Here is a 19,354-nt window from a genome sequence, read left to right on the forward strand (position 1 = left end):
AAAACTGAATAATGAAATTATCTTGATAAACACTAAAAATAATTTTTAATGAAAGTGAAAAGCATAGATTTTTTCCATAATAAATTACACATTTCAATCACCAAAAATTAATCATCTAAACAAAAATATATTAAATAATAGTTATTTTGATAAACCAACAGTAAATCACACCATTGTATCGCATACCACATTGGTGGCATTGTTTCAATTTCATATAGATAACATTTATTTAATTCTAGGTGGGACAATATATCGATAAAACCTGAAACTCCCCTCATTCCGTTTTCTCTATGCAAGGTTGGTGAATAGCTTTGCTTAAAAAACCATTTATTAATTTGCTGTATAAATTCATCAACGGTGATCTGTTTTGGTTTTATATGCCATAACTGAGCATCTAAAAATTTTCCGTGCTCATCGGCAATTGATTGAAAATGATGGGCCAATGTATCCGTAAAATGGCCTTTATGATCAAGTAACTTAACTGTATAATCACAATAGTGATTAGGTTCCGCATTTAAACAAGCCATTGCTTTTAGATAACCATTAATATAATCAAGATTCACCATATTTTATATCTCCGTTAACATCGAAGAGCGCTCCTCGATAATTTTTACCCCTTCACACACACCACTTGCCTTAATTGATGCACTATCTCAACCAATTCATTTTGCGCGGTCATCACTGCATCAATATCTTTGTATGCCATTGGGATTTCATCAATCACGTTGGCATCTTTACGACATTCGACATGGGCCGTGGCCTTGATTTGATCCTCAATGGTAAATTGCTTTTTGGCCGCTGTTCGGCTCATCACGCGGCCGGCACCATGCGAACACGAGCAAAAACTTTCTTTATTTCCCAGTCCTCGCACAATATAGCTTTTAGCCCCCATTGAGCCGGGAATAATGCCTAATTCTCCTTTACGTGCGGATACTGCGCCTTTACGTGTGATAAAAATTTCTTCACCAAAATGTTGTTCTTTTTGAACATAGTTATGGTGACAATTTACTGCCGACATATGGGTAGTAAATGGTTTAGTGATAATTTTCCGCATTGCCAAAATCACATTATGCATCATTGCCTCTCGATTTAGCCTTGCAAACTCTTGCGCCCAATGCACAGCCTCGACATAATCGTGAAAGTGCTCTGTACCTTCTTCCAAATAGGCTAAATCTTTATCCGGTAAGTTTTGGATATGCACTTCCATGTCTTTTTTAGCCATTTCAATAAAAAAACTGCCAATGGCATTACCCACGCCACGTGAACCACTGTGCAACATAATCCAAACACGATCGGCCTCATCTAAACAGATTTCGATAAAGTGGTTGCCGGTACCTAATGTGCCTAAATGACGGTAGTTATTGGTTTTTAAAAAGCGCGGGTATTTTTCCGTCAGCTTATTAAAACCTGGCGCTAGCTGTTGCCAGTACTGTTCGACAATAGCAGGGGCGTCATGCCAGCTACCATAATCCCGTCCTCGGTGTTTTGGGGTAATTCCATGCGGCACCGCTTTTTCAATTTCAGTACGTAATGGTAATAAATTATCTGGCAAATCAGCCGCCATCAACGAGGTTTGTACCGCAATCATACCGCAGCCAATATCTACCCCAACTGCGGCAGGAATAATCGCGCCGAATGTTGGAATTACACTGCCAATGGTTGAGCCTTTGCCTACATGCACATCGGGCATCACGGCGATATGTTTAAAAATAAATGGTAGTTTTGCCGTTTTAGTTAGTTGTTCTTTAGCCTCGGGTTCTACCGGTACCCCTTTAGTCCACATTTTGATTGGCTTGGCGTTTTCTGTCTGTAATAGATTATATTGTGTCATTTTTTTATTCCTTACACCGCCCTGCGATTGTACATGGCGGCTTAATATTTTCTTTTTATCACGCACTTTTAGGTTGGATATTTACCAAGCCATGTAACACTTGGTCAAGTCCGCCTACTACCGAGATTTTATCGATACGTTCAGCAATGCGTTCTAAAGTTTCCATCTCTTTTAACCGCAAGGCTACTGGGTTATTTTCCATTACTTTGGCGGTGTTCAATAATGAACGGGTTGCTGATGTTTCCTCGCGGCGACGAATCACATTGGCTTGCGCCACTTTTTCCGCCTCGACCACTTGTGATAGAATCGCTTTCATATCGCCTGGTAAAATAATGTCTTTTACCCCTAGTGAAACAGTTTGTAAACCATAGCCATCTAAACGCATTTTGATATGTTGGGTTACCACTTCATCAATAATATTTTTGTTCTCAAGTAACTCATCCAACGTACGCATACCAATCGCTTCGCGTAATCCAAATTGTAATTCACGATACAATAAATCAACCGGCTGCGCAGTTTTTTCAAACGCGGTTAATACGTCAGTATAGTGCCAGTTAGCCACTAAGTTTACCCGCAAATTGACTTTATCTTTGGTTAAAATCTCTTGTCCTGCCACTTCTAAGGCTTGCAGGCGAGTATCCACCATATCAACCGAGATTTCCCGGTTAAAAAGCCAATAAGCGGTAATGCTAGCTTTTAATAACTGCTCAATTTTACCGTTCACTTTTAATACCCCGACATGATAAGCCGGCACTTGTGCAATTAATACGCTGTTATCACCGAGTACTTCTTTTTGGCGTAACTTTGGTTGTAGTAATTGCTGTACCATTTCATCACTTAAGGTATACCTTTGGTTTAAATCCACTGTCACCATATGCTGTTTATGGCTATTTTGCCAATATAGGCGTTTAGTACCCGGGGATAAAATTTCAACCAATAGATCGTTTTCATAACGCAAACCAGCCTGATTTGCACCGACTTCCATTGCGATACAGTATTGTGATAGTTGTTGTGGTGTACGTTGTTCTATGGCATCAGCGATACGATCATCAATGCGGTTGTCCCTTAAGTTAAATTTACCCAGTACAATCGTATGTTTAAATTGGCAATAACCGACGATCGATTCTGGCGCAATAATCTGTATTAGCTGGTTATCAACAAATAAAGTCCCAATTTGTTCATGAATAAAGTGATGTAGCACTAGTTTTTCGATATTCACAATGGCGTTATTGCTATTTTTAGCTTCAATCAATTCTTGTGCGATATCGGTTGGCAGTGCATAACCGTCTTGTAATGCCACTTTTTTAATCGCATGTGCTTTGTAGCTTTTCCAATATAATGCTTTGTTTGCTGGTAAAATGACTTCTACCAATTTTTGCTCTTCATAACGTAAGGCAATTTCGTTTTCAGCCACATCCACTAAATAACTGTGTTGGTTAATAATATTTGGATAGAAGTTGATTAACTGTTCTGCTATGTTGGCTGCAATTTTTGTCTCAGCTAAATTAATCAATTGATAACTGGAGATATTAAATGGATCAAAAATTCGGTGTACCCCCGCAGTTAATACTTTTTCAATCTCATTGTTTTTGAATAAAATTGCAATTTCATATTTTTTGACTTTAATAGTTTTTATCATTTTACATTTCCTTTTTAGCACAATCAGCAACCGAGTTTGCACAATTGAAACGGGCTAAGTAACGAAATAGTAGGGTGAAGGTTAAAAGCAATAAGAAAAATAGTGCGCCACTTATTGGTATTTAACATTATGCCTATTATCCAGTTTGTTTACCTTGAAAGTCGTGGTGACCTGACAAGTTAACCGGTTTTTTTTGCGGATAAGCTTGTTACGGTGCTTTGTCACTTAGCTTATCTAACGCCGATCACTGACTGTGTTTGTTTTTCTACTTTTGTTTTACGGTTTTTGAAGTGGGATTCGAACCCACTACATATCGATCCCTAGTCGATTGTTCTACCAGATGAACTATTCAAAATTGACTTTTCTACAGTCACCTAATCACACAATAAGGAATACATGTTGATAATCTTCCGTCCTTTTATCCCGTAGATAAACCCGTAAAGGATTCGCGATGTACCTTGCTGTGATAAAAACAGCATTTGCTTGCTTAGGTATATTTAATATTGCGAAAAGCGTGCCAAAAAATAAAAAGTAATAAAAATATTTTTTAACTATTTGATTTATAAACATAAAAAATAAATATCATATAATATATATGATATTCAAATAGATTTTAATGATTATAAGTCTTATAATTTAATCTAGCTATTTATATAATATTATAAATTTAATCATGAAAAAGAATGTGATATTTGGTTTTTTGGGTAATGTGCTGGATAACCGAGGTAGAGGTAAAAAACGCTGGGCGCGTTGGCGGCCAACGATTGATTTGTGCAGACAAGCTGATTTAGCTATTTCTCGTTTGGAACTGCTTTATTTTGCCAATGATGAGCAGCTACTTTGTGATATTGTTAATGATATAAAAATTCTATCCCCTAATACCGAAATTAAACCTATTGTCATTAATATTGCTGATCCATGGGATTTTGAGCAGGTTTATACTTGTTTATTTGATATTGCTAAACGATATTCTTTTGATCCAGATAAAGAAGATTACTATTTGCATATCACAACCGGAACCCATGTAGCGCAAATTTGTTGGTTCTTATTAGCTGAATCACGTTACTACCCAGCTAAGTTATTGCAAACGTCACCACCAGTAAAATCAAATAAAGTTGAAGAAAGAATTTATAATAATGAGGCGGAACTGATTGCCAATAGTCCTAAAGGAAAAGCTAACACCATTGATTTGAATCTTAATCGTTATGATCAAATTCTTAACCGCTTTCAGCAATATGCCAGTGAAGCTACCGAGCTTTTAAAATCGGGAATCCCCACACGCAATCAACTGTTTAACCAGTTAATTGCTGAAATCGAACAAGTGGCCAGCCGTTCTTATGCCCCTATGTTATTATGTGGGCCAACTGGTGCAGGAAAATCATTTTTAGCGAAACAGATCTATTTACTTAAACAAAGTAACCATCAAATCAGTGGTCAATTTGTTGAGATTAACTGCGCCACCTTACGTGGCGATAGTGCTATATCTACCTTATTTGGTCATGTCAAAGGCGCGTTTACGGGGGCAAATCTGGCGCGGACTGGATTGTTAAAAAGTGCCGATGGAGGATTGCTGTTTTTAGATGAGATCGGGGAGCTTGGGTTAGACGAGCAAGCAATGCTATTAAAAGCGATTGAAGAAAAGCAATTTTATCCATTTGGTAGTGATAAACCAATTAAGAGTGATTTTCAGCTGATTGCCGGCACCAATAAAGACCTTAAACAGGCAATCAGTCAAGGTGAGTTTCGCGAAGATCTGTATGCCCGTATTAATCTGTGGACTTATACATTGCCAAGGCTAGCCGAGCGTAAAGAGGATATCGAACCGAATATTGATTATGAACTGGCGCGTTACGCCAAAGAATATGGCTTGATGCCACGTTTTAATCGTGAGTCGCGCAGTGCCTATTTACAGTTTGCAATTTCGAATGAAGCATTATGGAAAGGAAACTTTCGTGAACTCACCGCATCTATTACGCGTATGGCAACGCTGGCACCACAAGGTAATATTACAATTGAGCAAGTCGAACAAGAGATTAAACGTTTAAAACAAAACTGGCAAGGCGATCAGCCAAATAATTCATTAATTCCACAAGAAATAGATGAATTTGATCGCCACCAATTAGAAAAAGTTATCGAGATATGTCAAAAAAGTGCCAGTCTATCAGAAGCTGGTCGAAAGCTTTTTGCTGTTTCGAGAACCAAAAAACAGAAGAGTAATGATGCCGACAGGCTGAAAAAATATTTGGCGAAGTTTGGGCTGAGTTGGGATGAGATTAAACAGGTATAACTGAATGAATAGCATCAGAGAACTTTTTTTCTATATTATGAATTTTGACTTGTTTTAATACGATTTTATTTGGTGTTGAACAATGATGAACTAAATAGCAATATAAAAAAGTTAACAGTTGGGCTCGATTAAAAAGTTGTTGGAATGAATAAGAAAGCGGCGTATCAAGATATTTGATATGAATGGATAAGGTTTTATCGATTAAATGGTTAGTAATATTTTTCAGTGGTTCACTATTTTTCTGTAATTGAGGTAGTCCGAAATTCGTGGTTAAATGATAGAGAGTTGAATAATCTGATATACGACTAAGTTGATTGCAAAAAGTTCTAAACTGTTTTATTAAATAAGCATCTAAATAACATTCTTTAATTTTGAGATGAAAATGTTTTGAATTATCGATAGGTTGTATAATTCCCGCCACCTCATATACTGCGATGGTCGCATAAATATACAAACCGACTAATGTATCTTGCCCTTGTGATGATAATTCATCAAAGTTAAGGTTAGCTTTTTCGAGATCTTCCGAAATTATTTCTTTGTACAAATTTAATTGCGCTAAGAAATTTGCTTCTTCACCTGTGTTGCTATCATTAAGCACTAAATAAATTCCACAAATATAAGTTTGGTAGTAATTAAATTTAGTTGTATTAAAAACAAAATGTAACACAGACTGTTTATATCGTTTTACTATTTTAGCTAATGATTTACTAACATATTTATCGATTAATTTATTCGAGCATTGCCAAGGTGAATATAATAACCCTTTAAACAATGCGTTGATTTCAGGGTTACTATTTTGCTTATTGGTGATTATTTCTAGCAAATCAATTTGTTCTTGACGCATTGATTATTTTTTCTTTTTGTTTTTATTGTTTTGTTCGCGTTCAACTTGAATTTTTTCAAGTAAGGATGCAGCTGAATTTTCACCCGTAATTAAATCAGGATTTTTAGTGCGCCATTGGGCGGTTAATTCACCACGAAACGCTTTGGCTAAAATTGATTGCGGTAAATGATTCACTTTTTCTAAAGCTATATTAACCTGTTGTTCAATTTTATCAGCATAGGCAAATAATTGTTCTACACGACGGACGATTTCGTTTTGTTCTTCTAGTGAAGGAATTTGAATTGGATATTCGCCAAGTTTTTGAGCATTAATATTAGATTGACTCACTCCATCTGATTTGACTTCATAACAATATTGCTTTGCTTCTGGACTATTCAAATTGTAATTAAGATATTCAGGGATTAAATCATCTAAGCATTGAATTTTAATTAAATAACCTGCATAAATAGCTTTTCTTTCACCTCTATAAATAGAAGTTTTACCTACTAACTCTGGACTATTTGTTCTATTAAATAATACATCTCCGGCTATTAATTCATACTTATCTATCTCTGTTTGATCAGATGTATAAACTAAATCAGTCCAGTCTAAATTCCCATTTTTAAGATTTCCCATTCTCAAAACAGGAACAGAACCAACTTTTTTAGATTTTGTAGATGTTCCATATGAAGGTTTTTTAATAAAATCTTTAAGTTTTCCATTTTTCCAATCATTTAGATTTTTACTTTCTCGCCATTCTCCCGTTAACTTACCACTCACGGCATCCGATAACACTGACTGCCGAAACTGTTTTAGAAGTTCGGGAATTTGTTCAAGGCGTGATTTTGTTTCTTGTACTTGGGCTAGTAATAAGTCAAGTTTTTCAGCTATGATTTTTTGTTCATTGAACGGTGGTAGTAAAAATACAAATGAATTTAGATCATCTTTATTAAATCCATTTTGAGCTGAACGAGATAATAATCTTAAGGATCCTTGAAATAGTTCTGATTCTAAGTATGCTTTCAAAAATCTTCTATCTAAATATTTACCAAATAATACTTTAGCTAAAGCAACATTATAAGCACCTTTCATTCCAGTACAGATACGTCCTAAAGATGCCCCGTAACGTCCTATTAATACATCATCTTTATCACATAATTTTAATTTAGATGTTATTGGTATAAATGTTGGGACAGGTTTGTCGCCAAAATCTCGAATTTGAAGAAGGCGTATATAGCCTTCTTTTACTTGATCTAGAAAATTAGATTTGGGTGGTTGAGTACCACCTTGTATATCCAAGACATCAGTAAATTTAGTAACAATCCAACCTTCAGGTACAAGAAGAATATCGCTCATTATTCAGTTTCTCCCAAAGCACTCAACAAACTCTCCAACTTATCCAAAGCAACTATTAACTCATCTTTAGCTTGCTTGGCAAGTATGGCGGGTTCTGGAAGTTTGGTTGCATCCACACTATTTTTATCTTTTAACCAACTGATATCGAGTGAATCCTGTTTTGTGTCAGCAATCCAATCGCGGCTAAAACAGCGCCATCTTGATTGCGCTAGTTGAACATTAACGTCTAAGTTTTCTTGACTGGCTGACGAGTCTGCTTCGATATCATCTGGATTGAATGACCATTCACCTTCCTGTCTTGGACTGGTGCCGTCCGGATTGATACCATAAACAGTTTCAAATGGTTGCAAATATTGCTCAGTAAATGGTGTACGTTTACCAAAGTTTGGCATATTAGTACGCAAATCATAAACCCAAACATTTTGTGTACAGTTTTCTTGTTGCAGTTTGTCTGTTACTGAGCCCTTAGTGAAAAATAGCACATTGGTTTTTACACCTTGGGCATAAAATATCCCGGTCGGTAAGCGTAGTATTGTATGTAAATTACATTTATTCATTAAATCGCGACGAATATCAGTCCCTTTACCCGCTTCAAACAATACATTATCAGGCAATACCACGGCAGCTCGACCACCGGGTTTTAAATTACGGTAAATATGTTGTAAAAAAGCTAATTGCTTGTTGGTGGTTTCATAAGTTAAGTCTTTACGAGTAATACTGGCATCGCCACCTTTACTGGTACCAAATGGTGGATTAGCGAGAATAATATCCGCAGGTTTTAGGTCTTGCCCAACTTGACCAAGTGAATTACCTAATAAAATTGCACCGTCATTACCGCCCTCTATACCGTGTAATAGACAATTCATTAAGGCAAGTCGACGAGTATTTGGCACTAATTCAACACCAATAAACGCTTCGTTTTTTTGAAAATCAGCTTCTTTAGCATCAAGATCATAATAATCGTTGGTTTGTTGCCGTAAATACTGATCTGCTGCGACAAGAAATCCTGCCGTTCCGGCAGCAGGATCTTGGATGATGTTTTTTATTTGTGGTTTAATACATCGCACCATGCAATTAATTAGTGGTCTTGGCGTAAAATACTGACCGGCACCGGATTTTGTTTCATTGGCATTTTTTTCTAATAATCCTTCATAAAGATCGCCCAACCCATCCTTTTGAATACTAAACCAATCAATTTGATCTAATGTTTTGATCAGTTTTGCTAAGTGGCGCGGTTCTCGTAATCGAGTTTGTGCATCGGCATAAATGGCGCTTATTAATGGGTCATTATGTACTGTCACTTCAATGTATTGTTCTGGATTTTTAGGATCGATTTCTTGACGCTTACCTGTTGATAAGGCTAATAACATGGCTTTATAATCATTTAATAGGGTAATACCTGATTTATCATTGAGATTAGTCCAACGACAACCAACAGGTAAAGGATGTTTTTGCAAAATCCCTGCTTCGGTATTTTCGTGTACCATTTTAATAAATAATAAAAGTACTAATTCAGTTACATAATCTGAATAGTTAATACCATCATCACGCAATACATCACATAAATTCCATAGTTTTTGTACTATATTGTTATTAGTCATTTTTTATCCCAAGTTTATACTCGTATACTTAATAGGCGAGACTAGTATTTTCATCGCCATTATGAATTAGAGTAAATGTATATTTTAGTAACTTCAAGTGACTTTGCTATATTATGCGGTAAGTGCTGGCCAAATAGCCTCGCTTAATTCATCTAATACCGTATCAAGTTGATTGCCCAATATTTTATCAAGCTGCTTAGCGCCACCACTATCAGTAAAGCGATGATTAATAAATTCTTTATCAATAACGATCTCAAAGATAATTTGTTTGGCTAAACGATCTAACCAATTGCGTTGAGCCGGTGTCCAATTATGATTTTGGTAGATTCGTTGCATGGCTTGATTAACGCGTTGTTCAAAAGGAATTAATGGTTCGCCCAAAGCAGCACGTCGGATATAACCAATAATACTCGCTGCAATATCTTGATTAGTTTGATTGCGTAAGGCAGTGCGTAAATTAGCTTCGGAATAACCTGCACCATCCAATAACAGTTTAACTTCTTTCAATTGCGCACGGGTTAAATCACGTGGGCGGTTAACAACCACAGACAACGCAGCACTTTCATTTAATTGATTATGAATGAAATGATTAAAACTGTCTAAATAATCCTCGGGTCTTTGGTGAGAACCATAACTTTGCGAGCGTTCACGAAGATGATCTTCATGTTGAGAAATGAGTGGTAAACGTTCACTACCTAGCAATCGATTGACTTCATTTAATTGATTAATTAACCCATGATGTTGTTTGATAAAATTCGCAGCAGATTCAGGACCAATTTTATGTAAATAATTATGTAGTTTTTTCGGTTCAACATCCCATAAAGTTTGTAATTCATCTAACTTTTGTCTTAATTCAGGCTTATTTTCCGCTTTTTGCTCAGCCTTACGCAAGATTCGCATTAATTTTTGATTTAATTGATTTAAAATTACATCAGCATAAGTTTCACCTGCCATATCACCTGATGTTTGTAATGCTTTAGTTAATAATTTAGGATCACTTAGTTCATCAATTAATTGCTCAAGGGTGATATTAGGATCTTTAACTAACGGTTGCATAGTGTTGACGTCTTTTAATGCGACATAAATATCAACCGGATCATATATTCGAAATACCGTTTTACCTATGTTATCACATCGTCTTGTTGCACGACCAATCATTTGTTCATATAAGATACGGGATTTGACTCGGCGCATAAAGACTAAATTACAAATTTTTGGCACATCAATACCGGTTGTTAATAAATCAACAGTGATAGCTATATTTGGATAGCGTTCATTTTTATATTGTTTGATTAATTGATCAACTTTATCACTCTGCCCGGTAATCTTAGCGACAGCAGCTTGATTATATTCACCATTATAGAGATTCTTAAATGCATCATCTAATAAGCGTTTAACCATATCTGCATGCAGATCGGTAGCACAGAAAATTAATGTTTTTTCTTCACCAAACGGATCGAGTTCATTTACCAATTGTTCGCAAATTACTCGGTTAAAGTTTTCATTTATTACCCGACGATTAAATGCATCTACTTCAAAATTAAGCTCATCTTCTAATTCAGCAGTTTCAATTTCACCGGTTTGCGTATTGATGGAGCTTACTTTTTCACCTTTGGTAAACGTAATACCATTTTGTGTTAATAAAGTTTGATAACGTATTGGCGGTTCATGATCAATTAACCAGTCATCGGCAACAGCTTCTCGATATGAATAAATATAAACAGGCTTACCAAAAATATCGCTAGTATGTTTTGCGGGTGTTGCCGTTAGCGCAATTTTTACCGCATCAAAATAATCTAATACTCGACGATAACTTGATAAATATTGCGTGGCGTCACGTATTGCCATCTCACCTTCTGTCATTTCTTGATCTAATGTATAACCACGATGCGCCTCGTCAATTATGATGCAATCAAACTGATCGATTAAGGGTGGATTATCGCTCTTAAAAATGCGTTTGACCATTGCTTGCACGGTTGCCACTTGTATTCGTGTTTCAGCTTCAGTCACCATAGAACCAAGCTCGGCTAAGTTATAGATTTTAGATAAAGTGAGATTTTGTTCTAACGTGGCTTCATTAAAAGAATCTATTGCCTGTTCTCCTAAAGCGGTACGATCAACTAAAAATAGAATTCGTTTAAATCGTTCAGTTTTTAAAAAGCGGTACATCAAACCTATAATTGTTCGAGTTTTACCTGTTCCTGTTGCCATCGCAATTAAAACTGTTCGTATCCCTTTGGAAAGGGTATTTTCTGTCGCAACAATTGCTTTCTCTTGATAATCCCTTAATTGCAAATAGGCAAATGGTTCTTGTTTTAGTTGTTGTTCAGCGTTTTCTCGACTACGATTAAGTAGATCTAAGAGTCCTTGTGGTGAATGAAAGGATAATAAAGGACGCTTTAAATTGGCGCCATCACGAACATCACGAAACCATGTTCCTGACTGTTCAGCTAATTGCTTAATGTATGGACGACCATTACAAGAATAAACAAAAGGAATTTTGTAGTGGCAATCTGATTCATCAGGCCAAGCAATCGTTCTTTTTTCAAGTTCCCATGCACCAATCAATGGTGGTAATACTTGGAAGCCTTTACTATAACGTTCAGCTTGACCGATTTTTCCGGAAACATTTTTATTCTTTTTCTTAGCTTCAACAACTGCAATTGGTGTTAATCCCGCAAATAAAACATAATCAGCCCATCCTTTTTCGCCTTTATGTTCTGTCGGCCATTCGGCAATGGCTAAATATTTATTTTTTTCTGGGCGAGTACCCTTTTTATAATTTAACTGTTCGGTGTCAGCTTGCCAACCCGCTTCAATAAGCTGCATATCAATTAAAATTCGTGTGAGTTCTTCGCTTAATTCTATTTGTTGACTTGCTTTCTTAGCTTTCTTACTTATTGTATTACGAGATACTTTTTGAGCTTTTACGTCTTGTAGAGCAAGTGCTTGTTGTAAATCCTTAATCTTTATTTCATATTCTTTCTGTTGTTTGAGTAACATTGCCTCATTTTCTTGGGCCTGTTGAGATAGGGATCGCGCCTCTTCATCCATTTTTAAAGCTAAGGTTTCAAATTCAGTCTTTTCTTTAGCGAGTAATTCATTAAATTGTTGACTTGAATTGAGTTCAATATTGGCTTGTTCTAGTTCTATTTTAAGTTTACTGATTTCTGACTGTAAACTGCGCAAATGCTCGCTGGGGTCAACAAGTGGTTTAAAAGGTCCTGGTTTAAATAGCACACCAGCTTGACTAAAAGATTGGTGAAACCATATTGCTAATTTGTAAGCAACTAAAAGTCCATCTTTTGCTTCTTTGTGCTTGGTTTTAAATTGATGAGTAGCTTTATTTCCTTCAATACGTAATGTATGAAAAAGATTTCGGATAATGGGTTCTAATTTGAGTTCATTACTAATCTTATACAACAAATCAGACTGAGAAGTGCGTTCATTAAATTCAATACCAGCCTTGGCAGCAATATGTTGTGCCATTGCTTCAGCTAATTGCCGTAATTTTATTAATGTGGTATTAGGATCACTGCTAAATGCTCGCTCGGCTGTACATGCTAATTCGACAAACAGTGGATCGTGTTCAACTAGAAAACCAAAATTTGATTGCTCTTTAATTATTATCATTAAGCACTATCTCCATTAAAGTTATATCCTTTATCCTTTTTTATTATCTCAAATTTTGTATAATTTTATAGCTATTTTTTTATTTTCAAAGCATTTCTTCGGTAGGCTATTTAAGCGGAGTGCCAATTGGTTTTATCATTACCTTAATGTCACCAATTTTCTTCATATTAATTATGGGAGATGATTATAAATCGATTTTTAATCTAGATTTTATTATGGGGATGTTAGGTATCACATCAATGATAACCCTCAATTTTATAATCTACCCGGCAATATTATTATGCTGTCATTATTTTATTGGTGGGATACAAAAAATATCAAGTAAGCTTGCTTTGAAGCAATAATCATTTGTCCGAACTAGTCAAAAAAACGCCCAACTATTTTAAACTGTTGAACTCATTAGATTGGATTGTTGATATTGAATTATCTGCTGTTATTTTAGGTGTTTCCTAATAAAAATTAGTAAAATTAGAATCCAAACTAAAATGCTAAATGATTTTTATTGCAGTTTACGATGAACCTATCAGGCAAGCATAAAATAATCATCACAGGTATGACCAAGATTAATTAACTACTGCTAAGTCTAAGAAAAATATGCTATATTATTTTTTAATTGATTTTACAAGGTGATAAAATGGATATAAAACTAACCAAGCATGACAAACGCTATATTGAAGGCACAGACGATGTCTACAGCATTATGCAACGTGTGTTATTGCGTGATAACCAAATCGACCAAGAAAAAGAGCATCTTTGGATGATTGGGATGAATCAAGCTGGTTATATCCTGTATATCGAACTGATTGCACTTGGCAGTTATAAATCGGTCGACGTTGAACCGATGAATGTATTTCGTGTTGCGGTAATGAAAAACGCCTCACGCGTGATATTAGTACATAACCACCCGTCAGGATCACTGACGCCGTCCGAAGCAGATAAAGATATCACCGATCGCCTAATCCAAGTCGGACGAATTTTAAATATCGACCTAATCGACCACCTAATCATCACCCCAAAATCCTATATCAGCTTCCGCAGTACTAAACTTATGGACGAGTTAGAACAAAGCCTAAAATACGTCCCAACTTATCAAGTGGTTGAACGTATTCGTAAGGAAGAAAAGTTGATTGCTAAAGAGAAGTTGGCGGTTGAAAGGGATAAAACAAAAATAGAAAAAGCACGTCGAGAAAAAGCAGAGTCTGAAAAGAAAATACTGATTAATGCATTGTTGAAAAAAGGTGTTTCGGTTGAGGATATTGCTAAAATTCTGGGGATAACGGTGAAGGCGGTGGAGAGGGTTGTGAAAAAATAACCCTCTTAGATAGTTTTTCTATGAATAATAACAAACTCTTTACTCATCGAAAAAACAGAATTATTGTTCACTTTCGATGTTAATTTTGGTATTCGTTTATTAGGAATCTCTCGGTTGCATTCATAGATATTTCTGAAATTTTTATGTTCTAAGTATTCTTGAGTGATTGATGTTAGGTTGATATTAACTCCATCAACAGTACGATTTCCCAAAGTCAACACAATATATTTTTTGGTAACTCTGCATAGTTCATCAAGAAATAAGAAATAATCTTTAAAAAAGCTAATTACTTTTTTTTGTTTTGAAAGTGATATATCGTCTAAATACGGTTGTAATAATAAATTCCCTGTCTCGTTTTCAATTGGACCTTTATAAAATCCACCTAAACTCTTTCGATCTATTGCTGAATAATTATCTAATTCCCAACCATCAAAAGCCAAATCTTTTTTATCAATCCAATGGAGTGCTAATGATGAAAACTGTCCATAGGGTACTGTTGTTGCATTATCCCCATAGGGTGGTGATGATATAGATAAATCTATTGAATTTTTTTTGAATTTAGCCAATTGTTTTAAAGAATCGTTTTTATATAACTTCAAATTAGACGATGAAATAGTGAATTTTGAAATATTTTGTTCAACGCTAGTAAGAAAATCATCTATTAAATTATTCTTCATACGTTGAATACATTCAATGTCTTTAACGTGTAATTTATATGTTGAACTACGTGTATTACTATATTTGCGAATAAATGTACTTAAAATTGACCAAAAATAGAGTCTATTCCTTTTACTTTTTATCAAAATAATAGATTGGCGAATTTTTTTTAGACTAATAATAATATCTGAACGAAACCATTTATTCATATTCGGAAATGAAAAATCATCTATTTCAACATTATTTAAATAATTTTTTAATTTTTCTATATCAATTTTTATACTTTTTGTTATTCCTTGTAATTTCACTTTTGTTATTAAATGGGCTAGAGGATTGATATCACAACCAACTAGTTCAATATCAGGACATAATTCCAATGCTTCGTAAAGTGCTGTACCTGAGCCAAAAAAAGGATCAAAAACAGATTCAATATTTTCCGATTTTAAAAGTTCTTGAAGAATAAGATTTTGAACTGGCGCTATCATAGTTGCAGGATAAAGCGCTAAACCATGTATATCATTTTTTTTATAATTACGGAATGATATATCACCTAACATTTTATTTCCCTTTACTGTTTAGTGGTTCTGGTTTTTTACATTCAGAAATAATATTATCAGAAACATTATATAACAAGGCATCAGAAAGAACAGCAAATAACCCAGCTTTTTTTGCTATATCATTTATTTCTGAATCTGATAAATAAAGCATTGATTTATGAGCTCCTAAATGAGCTTTTTTCACCATATTTAAAAATTCTTCTTTATCTAATAACTTATTGAAAGACTTATAATCTATAGCTATAGTTTTACTCAATTCAGTCTTCAGTTTATTATTTAATGCTATGAATTCAATAATATATTTAACTCTAGATTCTAATTCATTTATAGTTAAGGAAATTGGGAAAATATTAGGATCTTTATTTTTTAAATAATCACTACATAACTCAAAGATACTTCTCAATGCGCAAGCAATGGTTTCATTATATTCTCCTTTTTGTTTATAAATTTTTTCAAGTTGAACTATTAATTTCGAAACATATGGAATCTTGATTGAATAGTCTTTAGTTAAAGGAAGATTAAATAAGCTTTTTTTACTGTTAGCTGTGATCATAGCTTCCGGTAATTCAAATATTAGTTTTAAGTTTTCAACTACCTTTCCAGTTATTGAATCATTGTAAATATATTTAATTGATTTTTCACATGGTGAATCCTGACTTTGTAAAATAAATTTGGTAGCTTTTTCTCCATCAATTTCTATTTGTATATCTTGAACAAGATCTATCTGCTCCCCGCTACTATTACAAGCAAACGTAATTTCTTTTAAAAGATTTATTTGTCCTGAAGGGATAGTTATTCTTTTTAGTTTTTGTCGTAAAGTTATTTGAGCAGGTTGAGGTAAAAGATTTCTTTCTTTACCATTTGTTGATGTAGATTTGTTTATATCATAAGGATATGCAGCTCCAGTTTCGACATTTCCAAATTTTTCTTTAATTTTATTCCTAAAAAAAGAGCCATCCTCCTGAATCTTTTGGTTTAATTCCTTTAACTTTTCCTTGATGTTAGATGTTAATTTGTTTTGTACAAAATTAGTTCTATCAGAATTAAACTCCATTAAAGGATGAGAACTTATGATTTTAATATGACCAATTAGTTGTGGTAATACATTCCCAGATCTCTTTTTTCTGAATATACTTGGGTCGAATAAAGTATAATTATGAAATAAATTATTATTGACATAAATTAATGGAATTAGTGCATCATCATGTTCTCGATAATATAATTGTGAAACTTTTTTCGTACCGCCTGATTTGAAAGAATATGCAATTAACTCTATATCTAATTTGTAATCATTAGTATTAATGTCATACTTTATTTCATCATATTTTCCACCTTTATAAAAAAACTCAATTTTTGATTTTTCGGATGAATATGTAATATAAAAAAGCTGATCTTCTTTATCTATATCTACAAAATTAGCATGACTTTCATTTTCATATTGACCATGATTTGTCTTTAAAACTATTTTAAATTGATCATCATAAAAGGCATTAACTAATTTTTTAATATTTTTGTCTTGTGAAAAATATTTCTCTAAATCATCATTATCGTCTTGATAGAGATCAATTGTAATAGTCGTACCTATTTCAGTAGATATTTCTTCCTTTGTTTCTACACGATAGGTAGCTAGATTTTTTAGTGAAATTAATTCATCTTTATTGACTGAAAATGTTATCTTTTTTTTATTTTTATTTGTTACCCATATAACATTAGCGCCAAATTTAAAAACAGATAAAAAACCTAATCCTTTGGAACCCTGTGTATATCTTTTTAATTTGCTTTCCTTATTACGGATAAGTTTTCCAAACTTTTTGTCGCTATTGGAAATATGGAAAAGCTTCTTAATACCTCTATCATCCATTCCTAAGCCATTATCTTTAATAACCAGTTTTTTATTAATTGTATCAAGGGTGATAATAACTTCAGTTGCAAAGGCATCATAGGCATTTTTGATAAGTTCATTTAAAGCAACTATATGGGTAGGTATTTTATCTGAAAGTTCACTAATTATATTACCATCTACTTTCATTCCAATTGGTTTCATACATTTTCCTCATTATTTTATGCGAAAAGATCTAGTAAAGATAATTTAAATGATATATAAAATCTTTCTGAAAATAAAGTAATAGTCTGTATTTAATATGTTTTTTTATCTTTATTTTAAATATAATTTGTTAATGTCAATCAATATATAAATGAGTAAATACGGCACTGATTATGGTTAATCGAAGAATTTGGAGGGAATATATGAATTTTTAAGTAAACTATCAATCTATGTGTTTTTAGGTTAATTGAAAGGATAAAAAGAATATAATTGATTTAAAACCAAGATTTGTTTTAACGTTGCTTAAAAAGCACAATAAAAAAGGCGCACAATGTACGCCTTTCTTACTTGTTTGCATCGGTGATGCGATAGAAGGTTTTAAATTATTTAATAACCTTAGCAACAACACCTGCACCAACAGTACGACCACCTTCACGAATCGCAAAACGTAAACCTTCTGCCATCGCGATTGGGTGAATTAATGATACTGACATTTTGATGTTATCGCCTGGCATTACCATTTCTACGCCTTCCGGTAATTCGATTGTACCAGTCACGTCAGTTGTACGGAAGTAGAACTGTGGACGGTAACCTTTGAAGAATGGAGTGTGACGACCACCTTCATCTTTACTTAAGATATACACTTCTGATTCGAAATCTGTATGTGGCGTGATTGAACCTGGTTTTGCTAATACTTGACCGCGTTCGATTTCTTCACGTTTAGTACCACGAAGTAATACACCTACGTTTTCACCAGCACGACCTTCGTCTAGTAATTTACGGAACATTTCAACACCAGTACAAGTTGTTTTTGCTGTTGGTTTGATACCAACGATTTCAACATCTTCACCAACTTTGATAATACCGCTTTCTACACGACCTGTTACCACTGTACCACGACCTGAAATTGAGAACACGTCTTCAATTGGTAATAGGAATGGTTTGTCGATATCACGTTGTGGCTCTGGGATATAAGTGTCTAACGCTTCCGCTAATTCAACAATTTTGTCTTCCCATGCAGCATCGCCTTCTAACGCTTTTAACGCTGAACCACGAATAACTGGTGTATCATCACCCGGGAAGTCGTATTGAGATAGAAGTTCACGTACTTCCATTTCAACTAATTCTAATAACTCTTCATCATCAACCATATCACATTTGTTTAAGAATACGATGATGTAAGGAACACCTACTTGACGACCTAAAAGGATGTGCTCACGAGTTTGTGGCATAGGACCATCAGTTGCTGCTACTACTAAGATAGCACCGTCCATTTGTGCTGCACCGGTAATCATGTTTTTAACATAGTCAGCATGGCCTGGGCAGTCTACGTGTGCGTAGTGACGAGTTGGTGTATCGTATTCAACGTGTGAAGTATTGATGGTAATACCACGAGCTTTTTCTTCTGGTGCGTTATCGATTTGATCGAATGCACGAGCTTGTCCGCCGTATTTTTTAGCAAGAACAGAAGTAATTGCAGCAGTTAAAGTTGTTTTACCATGGTCAACGTGACCGATTGTACCAACGTTAACGTGGGGTTTTGTACGTTCAAATTTTTCTTTAGACATCTTAATGTTCCTTTATTAAATCACTTCCCTCATTTTGTAGGGAAGT

General features: G+C 34.5%; 12 protein-coding genes and 1 tRNA gene. 2 read left to right on the forward strand and 11 right to left on the reverse strand.

Annotated features, from left to right (window positions below; genetic code table 11):
• Positions 1-107: 107 nt before the first annotated feature.
• The 4 genes from A9G10_RS11285 to A9G10_RS11300 all read right to left on the reverse strand — a co-directional run bounded on the left by A9G10_RS11285 (position 108) and on the right by A9G10_RS11300 (position 3,825).
• Positions 108-566: a hypothetical protein gene (locus A9G10_RS11285; protein ID WP_065558013.1), complete on the reverse strand. Its 459-nt coding sequence runs from the start codon at positions 564-566 to the stop codon at positions 108-110.
• Between the two features lie 44 nt (positions 567-610).
• Positions 611-1,831, reverse strand: a complete 1,221-nt coding sequence (locus tag A9G10_RS11290; protein ID WP_065558012.1) for an RtcB family protein — start codon at positions 1,829-1,831, stop codon at positions 611-613.
• Between the two features lie 58 nt (positions 1,832-1,889).
• Positions 1,890-3,032, reverse strand: coding sequence for a slipin family protein (locus A9G10_RS11295; RefSeq protein ID WP_442903214.1), 1,143 nt, complete (start codon positions 3,030-3,032; stop codon positions 1,890-1,892).
• A 720-nt stretch (positions 3,033-3,752) separates the two neighbouring features.
• Positions 3,753-3,825 (reverse strand) — tRNA-Pro (locus tag A9G10_RS11300).
• A gap of 318 nt (positions 3,826-4,143) precedes the next feature.
• On the opposite strand from A9G10_RS11300, the gene rtcR reads away from it, so the two are divergent.
• Entirely contained in the window at positions 4,144-5,757 is a 1,614-nt protein-coding gene (gene rtcR, locus A9G10_RS11305; protein ID WP_065558011.1) for an RNA repair transcriptional activator RtcR, read from the forward strand.
• Here rtcR and A9G10_RS11310 read toward each other — a convergent pair.
• From A9G10_RS11310 to hsdR, 4 genes are all read right to left on the reverse strand, one after another.
• Positions 5,744-6,601, reverse strand: coding sequence for a hypothetical protein (locus A9G10_RS11310; RefSeq protein ID WP_065558010.1), 858 nt, complete (start codon positions 6,599-6,601; stop codon positions 5,744-5,746). The two genes, rtcR and A9G10_RS11310, sit on opposite strands and share 14 nt — an antisense overlap.
• 3 nt (positions 6,602-6,604) lie before the next feature.
• A complete protein-coding gene (locus A9G10_RS11315) occupies positions 6,605-7,936 on the reverse strand; it encodes a restriction endonuclease subunit S (protein ID WP_065558009.1) in 1,332 nt (443 codons plus the stop codon).
• Entirely contained in the window at positions 7,936-9,537 is a 1,602-nt protein-coding gene (locus A9G10_RS11320; RefSeq protein WP_065558008.1) for a class I SAM-dependent DNA methyltransferase, read from the reverse strand. Before A9G10_RS11320 ends, A9G10_RS11315 begins: the two co-directional genes overlap by 1 nt.
• Positions 9,538-9,648: 111 nt before the next feature.
• Entirely contained in the window at positions 9,649-13,170 is a 3,522-nt protein-coding gene (gene hsdR, locus A9G10_RS11325) for a type I restriction-modification system endonuclease (RefSeq protein WP_065558007.1), read from the reverse strand.
• Positions 13,171-13,804: 634 nt separating this feature from the next.
• On the opposite strand from hsdR, the gene A9G10_RS11330 reads away from it, so the two are divergent.
• Complete coding sequence (locus A9G10_RS11330) at positions 13,805-14,482, forward strand: JAB domain-containing protein (RefSeq protein WP_065558006.1); 678 nt, start codon at positions 13,805-13,807, stop codon at positions 14,480-14,482.
• A gap of 5 nt (positions 14,483-14,487) precedes the next feature.
• Here the strand turns inward: A9G10_RS11330 and A9G10_RS11335 are convergent, their stop codons facing one another.
• The 3 genes from A9G10_RS11335 to tuf all read right to left on the reverse strand — a co-directional run bounded on the left by A9G10_RS11335 (position 14,488) and on the right by tuf (position 19,308).
• A complete protein-coding gene (locus tag A9G10_RS11335; RefSeq protein WP_065558005.1) occupies positions 14,488-15,696 on the reverse strand; it encodes a modification methylase in 1,209 nt (402 codons plus the stop codon).
• Between the two features lies 1 nt (position 15,697).
• Complete coding sequence (locus A9G10_RS11340; RefSeq protein WP_065558004.1) at positions 15,698-17,740, reverse strand: ATP-binding protein; 2,043 nt, start codon at positions 17,738-17,740, stop codon at positions 15,698-15,700.
• A gap of 383 nt (positions 17,741-18,123) precedes the next feature.
• Positions 18,124-19,308 carry an elongation factor Tu gene (gene tuf, locus A9G10_RS11345; protein WP_065558713.1) on the reverse strand — a complete coding sequence of 395 codons (1,185 nt, stop codon included), beginning with the start codon at positions 19,306-19,308 and terminating at the stop codon, positions 18,124-18,126.
• Between the last annotated feature and the right edge of the window lie 46 nt (positions 19,309-19,354).

This window comes from Gilliamella sp. wkB308 (assembly GCF_001690185.1).
Taxonomy (GTDB): Bacteria; Pseudomonadota; Gammaproteobacteria; order Enterobacterales; family Orbaceae; genus Gilliamella; species Gilliamella apicola_I.

Coding starts and splice junctions, on each gene's coding strand:
- A9G10_RS11310 (WP_065558010.1), bottom strand. CDS start 6,601: ATGCGTCAAGAACAAATTGATTTGCTAGAAATAATCACCAATAAGCAA.
- A9G10_RS11315 (WP_065558009.1), bottom strand. CDS start 7,936: ATGAGCGATATTCTTCTTGTACCTGAAGGTTGGATTGTTACTAAATTT.
- rtcR (WP_065558011.1), top strand. CDS start 4,144: ATGAAAAAGAATGTGATATTTGGTTTTTTGGGTAATGTGCTGGATAAC.
- A9G10_RS11340 (WP_065558004.1), bottom strand. CDS start 17,740: ATGAAACCAATTGGAATGAAAGTAGATGGTAATATAATTAGTGAACTT.
- A9G10_RS11285 (WP_065558013.1), bottom strand. CDS start 566: ATGGTGAATCTTGATTATATTAATGGTTATCTAAAAGCAATGGCTTGT.
- tuf (WP_065558713.1), bottom strand. CDS start 19,308: ATGTCTAAAGAAAAATTTGAACGTACAAAACCCCACGTTAACGTTGGT.
- A9G10_RS11320 (WP_065558008.1), bottom strand. CDS start 9,537: ATGACTAATAACAATATAGTACAAAAACTATGGAATTTATGTGATGTA.
- A9G10_RS11330 (WP_065558006.1), top strand. CDS start 13,805: ATGGATATAAAACTAACCAAGCATGACAAACGCTATATTGAAGGCACA.
- A9G10_RS11335 (WP_065558005.1), bottom strand. CDS start 15,696: ATGTTAGGTGATATATCATTCCGTAATTATAAAAAAAATGATATACAT.
- A9G10_RS11290 (WP_065558012.1), bottom strand. CDS start 1,831: ATGACACAATATAATCTATTACAGACAGAAAACGCCAAGCCAATCAAA.
- hsdR (WP_065558007.1), bottom strand. CDS start 13,170: ATGATAATAATTAAAGAGCAATCAAATTTTGGTTTTCTAGTTGAACAC.